General features: G+C 41.8%; 5 protein-coding genes. 4 read left to right on the top strand and 1 reads right to left on the bottom strand.

Annotation, left to right across the window (positions count from 1 at the left end):
• The 3 genes from CXF78_RS08875 to CXF78_RS08865 form a co-directional block, all read left to right on the top strand.
• A partial coding sequence (locus CXF78_RS08875) for an AMP-binding protein (protein ID WP_102036549.1) occupies positions 1–1218 on the top strand: 1218 nt, incomplete at its 5' end.
• Positions 1219–1596: 378 nt separating this feature from the next.
• Positions 1597–2454: a DMT family transporter gene (locus tag CXF78_RS08870; protein ID WP_102036548.1), complete on the top strand. Its 858-nt coding sequence runs from the start codon at positions 1597–1599 to the stop codon at positions 2452–2454.
• A 385-nt stretch (positions 2455–2839) separates the two neighbouring features.
• The gene (locus tag CXF78_RS08865) at positions 2840–3598 is read left to right on the top strand and encodes a spermine/spermidine synthase domain-containing protein (protein WP_102036547.1); all 759 of its coding nucleotides are present in this window, start codon (positions 2840–2842) and stop codon (positions 3596–3598) included.
• Positions 3599–3750: 152 nt separating this feature from the next.
• Here CXF78_RS08865 and CXF78_RS08860 read toward each other — a convergent pair whose 3' ends face one another.
• Positions 3751–4407, bottom strand: coding sequence for a glutathione S-transferase (locus CXF78_RS08860; protein ID WP_102036546.1), 657 nt, complete (start codon positions 4405–4407; stop codon positions 3751–3753).
• A 1155-nt stretch (positions 4408–5562) separates the two neighbouring features.
• On the opposite strand from CXF78_RS08860, the gene CXF78_RS08850 reads away from it, so the two are divergent.
• The gene (locus CXF78_RS08850; RefSeq protein ID WP_102036544.1) at positions 5563–7641 is read left to right on the top strand and encodes a hypothetical protein; all 2079 of its coding nucleotides are present in this window, start codon (positions 5563–5565) and stop codon (positions 7639–7641) included.
• The last annotated feature ends 47 nt before the right edge of the window (positions 7642–7688 follow it).

Genomic DNA, 7688 nt, shown 5'->3' with positions numbered 1-7688 from the left:
GCACTGCCTCAGCTTGAGTTTGTTATTCGAATGGGCACCGACCGTACTCCCGGTATGCTCAATTTTAATGATTTTCTGCTGGAGGTTAACGACGAAGCTCAACATGTGTTGGCCACCATTGCTGACTCTCTCGATACTCATGATTCGATTAATATTCAATTTACATCAGGTACCACAGGCAGCCCCAAAGGCGCGACGTTATCACATCATAATATTTTAAATAATGCCTATTTAGTCGCAGATGCTATGGGCTTTACTCAAGCCGACAAGTTATGCATCCCTGTACCGCTATACCATTGTTTTGGCATGGTGTTAGGCAGTTTATCCAGTATTATTCATGCATCGGCGGCGGTATATCCTGGTGAATCTTTTGACCCATTCACCACTTTACAAGTGGTCGCACAAGAGCGTTGTACTGCTCTACATGGCGTACCGACTATGTTTATTGCTGAATTAGAACATCCACAATTTAACCAGTTTGATCTTAGCTCATTGCGCACTGGCATTATGGCGGGCGCCACATGCCCCGAAGAAGTCATGCGCCGAGTACAAGAGTTAATGTACATGAAAGAAGTACTAATTGGTTACGGACAAACCGAGTGCAGCCCGTTAAATCACATTACTGAAATTGACTCCCCAATCGAAAAGCAAGTGCTCACCGTTGGCCGAGCATTGCCGCATACTGAAGTGAAAATCGTCAATGAATTTGGCGACGTGGTTGCTATTGGTCAGCCCGGTGAAGTGTGCAGCCGAGGTTACTGCATCATGCAAGGTTATTGGAATGATACAGTCAAAACCGCTGCAACCATCGACAGCGCAGGCTGGTTACATTCGGGCGATATTGGCCAAATGGACGAGTTAGGTTACGTGCAAATTGTTGGCCGCATTAAAGACATGATTATTCGCGGCGGTGAAAATATATATCCACGAGAAATTGAAGAGAAACTTTATAGCCATAAGGACGTGCAGGATGCAGCCGTGTTTGGAGTACAGAGTGACAAATACGGCGAGGAGGTATGCGCATGGATTAAAGTCCGCGCCAATGCCGATATCACCGAAGACGATATTCGCCACTTTTTAACCGAAAAATTTGCCTATTTTAAAGTGCCGCGCTACATCAAGTTTGTTGACCAATACCCAATGACTGTGACGGGAAAAATTCAAAAATTTAAGATGCGTGAGTTGATGTATCAAGAGTTACATGAAGCCATAAACTGATATTTTGCGTGTAATCATTAAAGCCCAGTGTTGAGTTATCGCACTGGGCTTTAATATTGATGGGCTATCTACTTAAAAGTGAAGTAGAGACAACACGCGACAACGAGTGAATCAATAAATAGCTGAGTCATAAGTACTGGCGTAGTTGAAATAGTCTTATTTGTGACAAGCTCTTCAAGTGTAAAGTTGAGTTCAAGTTCAAGTTCAAGTTAGACACAGTTGTAAACAAATGATGTTTTCTCGATAGCATATGGTGAGTGATACCATTGCCGGCTTATATTTTTATCGGCTGAGTACGTCTGCTTTTCCGCTTTTTCAGCTGGATACAATCGACCCATTGTTGGAGTTATTTTGAATAATACTAAAGGTAGCCTTTTTATGGTTGCTGCTATGGCGGCATTTTCTATTGAAGACATGTTGATTAAATCGGCTGCCGAAACCACTTCTATTGGTCTGATTTTAGCGTTATTTGGATTAGGCGGAATGTTGATTTTTATGCTGCTGACTTGGCGTAAAGGGCAAACAATTTTACACCCAGCACTGATGTCCAAGCCAATACTCATACGTGCAGTTTGCGAAGTCGTGGGTCGATTCTGTTTTGCATTGGCTATTACGCTAACGCCTTTATCGAGTGCATCGGCCATTTTGCAAGCCACGCCATTAATCGCAATGATAGGTGCAGCCTTATTGTTTGGTGAACAAGTGGGTTTTAAACGCTGGATTGCTGTATTGGTTGGTTTTTGTGGTGTGCTGATGATCATTCGCCCCGGCCTTGATGGCTTTGAAGCAACATCTTTATTTGCCGTCGTGGCGACCTTAGGTTTTGCGGGCCGCGATTTAGCCACTCGCGCAGCTTCACCGGTGTTGTCTAATATGCAACTTGGGGTATATGGATTTTTTGTGTTAATCCCAGCTGGCATTGCAATACAGTTATACCAACACGAGCCATTACAACTTAGTTCTACCGCCGCAGTGCAAATTATCGGTGCAATTGTGTTTGGGGTGATGGCGTATAATGCCCTCACAATTGCTATGCGTGCTGGCGATGTATCGGTTATTTCTCCTTTTCGTTATACGCGTTTATTATTTGCCTTAGGTTTGGGGATATTTATATTTGGAGAGTCACCAGATTTAGCGACCCTTCTTGGAAGCCTGTTGGTGGTATTAAGTGGCGGATATACCTTAATTCAAACGCGTAAAGCAGTCACAGCAAGTTTGATAAAGAGTCGCGCATGAGCAGGGGGAGTCGATTTAGCCTGCTGTAAGGTATAACAAGGTTAAACACAGCAAGGTTAGAGATTACTAGGTTAGATATTAGCGATAGACATTAATGATAGGGAAGATGTTTCGCATAAGCTTGATGACGGATAAAAAGCGACTAATGTTAAATTAACGGTGGAAGATTCATTTTTGTAAACCAGATATTTTTGATCTAAAACTCATACTCTGTAGCATGAAGTGTCATACTTTGTTGCGTGATAACGATAGCAAATAAAAGTGGCTACTTACTAAATACTTTCATTTATTAAACGATAAAAATCAATAACAAAGACCTGAGCTTATTTTCCGTTATACTGCCTTACCCGCTACATACCCTTATTTAAGAGGTATCAAAAATACCATGGATATCAAAGGAACCTGCATTTCATCTACAGCAGATGAGCACGGCCCCATTTATGTTTATCAAACAAGAAACAGCCGCATTCTCAGCTTTGATGGAAAAATCTATCAAAGCTGCATGAAAATCAATGATATTAATGGATTACATCTAGGTTACACCCAAGCCATGATGGCCGGTTTATTTTTTATTCCCGCAGTAACAACAGCCACAATCATGGGGCTGGGTGCAGGTTCAATGGCTAAAATATTACTCAGTAGTTTCGTCGATTTGAAGGTGCACGCGGTTGAATACCGTGAAGCAGTCGCGAAGGCTGCGAAAGAGTTTTTTTACTTACCAGAAACTGAACGTCTTGCTATTCATATAGACGATGCGGTGAATTACATAAAAAACACCGACATTAAAAGCGATATTATCTTTTCAGATCTATACAACTCACAAGGTATGGAGCCGAAACAAGTACAATCATCCTACTTACACGATTGTAAAAATGCACTCAATCAGCAAGGGGTTTTGGTGCTCAATATCTGGCATACGTCAGCTGAATTACGCCAAGAGTTAGATGAATTACTCGCGCTCGAATTTGAAAATCGATTACTCAGTTTTGACGTCGAAAGCGGCAATACAATCGTGCTTGCATTCAAAAACGATATTCCTGCGATAAAAAGACACGAGCTACTGGCGAAAGGCAAAGCGTTACAAGAGCAAATGAGTATTCCAATGGAACGTTACGCCAACTTACTCTGCGATGCACAAGCTTAATAGACCACCGATTATTATCTTAGATGACGTTTATCTTAGGTGACGTTTAACTTAGATGATTTTTATTTTAGACGGTTGTTAGTCCATATTCTGAGGCGAGGTATTTTAATGTTGTCGCTGCAATTTTTTATGACTGGCTCATCAAGCCAGCCTTATACATTAGCCCCAAAAACAACTTCTTGTTTTGAGTCTAACCACATTGGGTTTTGTACCATCACCTTGCTGAACATTCGGCTCTGTAAATAGTGATTAAGCCATTGTCGTAATTTGGGGTAGGGGGATTGTAAATACCATTGTCGCTCAACTCTGGCAAACTGACGAATAAACGGCATTAATGCTAAATCAGTCAAACTTGGTTGGTCAGACATTAAATATGAGTGCTGGCAAAGCCTTGATTCGAGGTCCGCAAGATAACGCTCACATTGTTGTCTATCTTCTACAAGCGACGGTTCATGGTAACGTTTGGAGCAGCGATATTTCTCTAAATGTCCTTTGAATTCATTATCAAATATTGCAATAACCGCTAACATTTCAGCTAACGCGTTTGGTGTTGCTTGACTAATGTAATCGTCAGGGTCTGTTTGTGAAAAAGCCCATAGCATGATTGATAAACTTTCATCGATGACTTCATTATCTGCGGTGACTAAAACTGGCACTGTACCTTTGGGCGACACCGTAAGCATTTCGGCAGGCTTGTTACTTAGCACTAAGTCGCGCAGGTTTATTTGCTGATTAGATGCATAAATGGCCAGTCTAGCGCGCATTGCGTAAGGACAATTTCTCAACGAATAGAGTACAGGTAATACCATGATGTTGTTTATTATCTCTCAGTCAGTAATGCAGTTAACAAAATAATTCTCTTCATTTTATCACTAATTACATCACCCTTTAAATATTGATTACGGTAGCCTTTTATGAAGATTCAACGGTATCGTTTGAAGCTCATTTCTGACTAGATAGCGGTCTACCTAATTAGAATCAGCAATAGTATCGGTATAAATCTGTAGTAGGCGTTTTATGTTAATCAGCAAGGGAATAATTTGCTGTGCTGATTAAGTGTTGGATCTTAAATGCACTGCCATCGTTGACAGTTTATTTCTCCCTGGTGTGCTTTTACTTGGCCTATTAGGCTTTAAATGTTGGATGCATTTATTTTATATGGGGAAGTACTAATGGCATCTTTTTACCCAATCAACCATTGTGGATGACTAAGCTTGCTCTTTTGTTCAATGTTTCAAACAGCAAAATAGCCATGATTTTTGCCATCTAAAGTGAGTGTTTGAGCATTAACAATGCGTGCCATATCTTATGGTGCGTTAGTATCACTTTGTAGGTAATAATTATTATAAGTTATAAAAAATAATAATTATTTAGTCTGATTTATTCGTTCGAATTACTCTGTTTTTTCATCAATATTACCTTTTGGTAGTATCTAAAACGTGGTTTTTGTCTCCATTACATCATCGCCTGATTCATTTCTATGTTACTAGCCAATACAGCCTATTCGGGCTGATTTCTCAATTTTTATTTAGGCGTCATTCTAAAGGATGATGACGCTAAGCTATTGAGTAATATAGGTGAAAATATGACTTTTTATTGATCTGACCCCGTATTATTTTAATAGGTTGATGTTGAAGGGTTTCCCTCGCCAAAAACGTGTTTAACGCTACTTTCATGGTTTTTTGCCTCTTGAATTTAACCATGGTTTTTCTATGGTTAATAACAGGTGCAAAAGTAAATATCTCGAGTGCTGTAAAAGTAAGATATAGCATCGTGTGGTTACAAAAATAATGTACTACTTATTGCTTACTTGCCGTCAGTTTTTTATTGATTGACGACATTTGTTGTCAATTTGCAGTGCGTGTAGGTGTTGAAGCAGAGTTAACGTGTTTAGGTTAAAAATAAATCCAGGAGGTCGTTATGTCTAACTAGTTTAACCCCAACAATAATTACAGGAGGTTGTTATGTTATTTGTTAAATACTTTAATAAAAGGCCAATTGCCCTTGCTATCTCTTTAGCATTGCTGGCTTCAATAGGAAATGCGGTGGCTTATGAATCGCCAGTGCATGTGTTTTCTGTTAATGACGTACTGGGAGGGTTGAATGGAGTGACCTTCGCAGACGATCAAACGATCATTTGTGGTCTTGGCCCAGTGAGTTGTCCTGATGATAATCCAGCGCTTCTCGACAAGTCGGGGGTGATGTTATATCCAGTGGATAGCGAGTTTGGCTTTTATGTGGTTGATTTTCTAGGCGCGCAGCCCAAAGCGCGTAATGGTGATTACCTAGAAGGATTCGTTGGTAATATTGACGAAGGCGGAGGGGTGATTGGTATTCAAGTTGCGAATGCTGCCACCGAAAAATACAAGGTAAAACCACCATTGGGAACATGGTGTCAGGGGCTTGGTGGTACCTCGGTAAAATGTGAAACAGAGCATTATACCGTTATGGAGCATGCGCTCAGTTGTTATGAGACTATCCCATACTTTTTTGCCAGCCCAGATGGTACACAAGCAACGATATCAACCCCGGACGGCACTCTATCGTATGACTGTGCTAACGCGCCACTAGATGACAATGTCCAGGTATTAGTGGGTGGACAGCCAAACCATCGCCTAACCAATGCGATACCCTGTGAAACAGATGGTCAGCCTGAAGGGTGCCAAATGTTTCCTAACGACAAGACCAACATGCTTGATAACATCGCCTTAAGCAGTGATTATTCCGTGCAGCTTAAAGATGATGGTAAGCCTCTTTATGGTTGGGGCGGAATACATAAACGGCCGAACGATATCCGCATGTATGCCCAGTTGGCACTCCCTGAAGAATGGAAAACATCCACAGAAAACTTTGTCGTTACACGTGCTGAGCTTGTGGTTAACCACTGGATCACCAATAACCCTAATGACCAACTTCGTCCAGAAGACTTGGAAAACGAAGCTGCAACAGGGCGTAAACCTTCCTATAGAATTGAAGGTGATGGTGATGCAGCGGTATGGAAAAGTACGGTCCCGTGTTATGAAGGCGACAGCGATATAATCGATACTGAAAGTGGCGCTTTCGATCCATCCTTTATCGGTGTCGGTACAATATTAAAGAATACCCCTAAAGCACTGGATCCTTTGGCTACACCAGGTGAAAGCGCTGCAGAGCACCCTTATGCTTTCTCATCAGATCTCGCTGGTGGCTATTCTAATGCTTACTATACCACCATCAATCGTGACCCATTTGAATGGTCTTATGATGCCAATCCTGATCCAAAAGTTCAGGATTTCATCGGTAGTGCACTGCCAAATGCGTCACTCGGTGAGCTTGTCTCAGGCCCCCGTTGGAGACTTAAACCTAATAAGTTTGGTCAAGACTTGCCTGGGCTAGAGATCCCGTTGATTGAATGTAGCGCGCCGCCTTTTGCCAAAGAAAATATTAAGTATGAAGTAGGTACGCCAACAACGACAGTGATCAATTTACTTGACTGGGAAGAGGGAGAAATATCTCCGCTGGCAACCAGTAGAGGTTGGGTTGATGTGACTGCAAATGAGTATGTCACAATTGTCACTGAGGACGGCGAACCGGCGGTTACCAGCAATGGTTTACCGATGACGTCAGATTTTGACCTTGCGGTTTACATTAAGGGTGATAGTAAATCAACAGCCTTATATAACGCACAGCTCATTATCGAATATGAAGGCGAAGTTCCTGTGGTGAATACTGATGTCGATGTTGCACTGACTGCTTTTGCAGCATCAGCTACAGTGTCCTTTAATCAAACGGTTGCAATGGTTGTTGATGTGAGCAATCTTAAACCCAGCAGTGTCAGTGGTGAGGTAACCATTACAGGAGTCACTAACCAAGGCGTGGTTATTGAACTGCCGCCGATGGCTTTCAGCGACTTGGCTGAAGGAGATACGATTTCATTAAATGCAAGTTGGACAGCCAACATCATCAGAACGTCCGCTGTTAGCTGGACGGCGACGGTGACAGCTGAAGGCGATCTTAATAGTGATAACGATACTCGCACCGCAACAACAAAAATCCGTCTATGATAACTAACGATTAGCCTATTATTCAAAGAGGGAGAACTTGTCTTTCT

Source organism: Shewanella sp. 11B5, assembly GCF_002836795.1.
GTDB classification, from domain to species: domain Bacteria; phylum Pseudomonadota; class Gammaproteobacteria; order Enterobacterales; family Shewanellaceae; genus Shewanella; species Shewanella frigidimarina.
The sequence above is the reverse complement of the archived record's forward strand: the minus strand, read 5'-3'. Positions and strand labels throughout refer to the sequence as shown.

What these genes read in the sequence shown, in the direction of transcription:
- CXF78_RS08870 (WP_102036548.1), top strand. Translation starts at nt 1,597, where the DNA reads ATGGTTGCTGCTATGGCGGCATTTTCTATTGAAGACATGTTGATTAAA.
- CXF78_RS08865 (WP_102036547.1), top strand. Translation starts at nt 2,840, where the DNA reads ATGGATATCAAAGGAACCTGCATTTCATCTACAGCAGATGAGCACGGC.
- CXF78_RS08860 (WP_102036546.1), bottom strand. Translation starts at nt 4,407, where the DNA reads ATGGTATTACCTGTACTCTATTCGTTGAGAAATTGTCCTTACGCAATG.
- CXF78_RS08850 (WP_102036544.1), top strand. Translation starts at nt 5,563, where the DNA reads ATGTTATTTGTTAAATACTTTAATAAAAGGCCAATTGCCCTTGCTATC.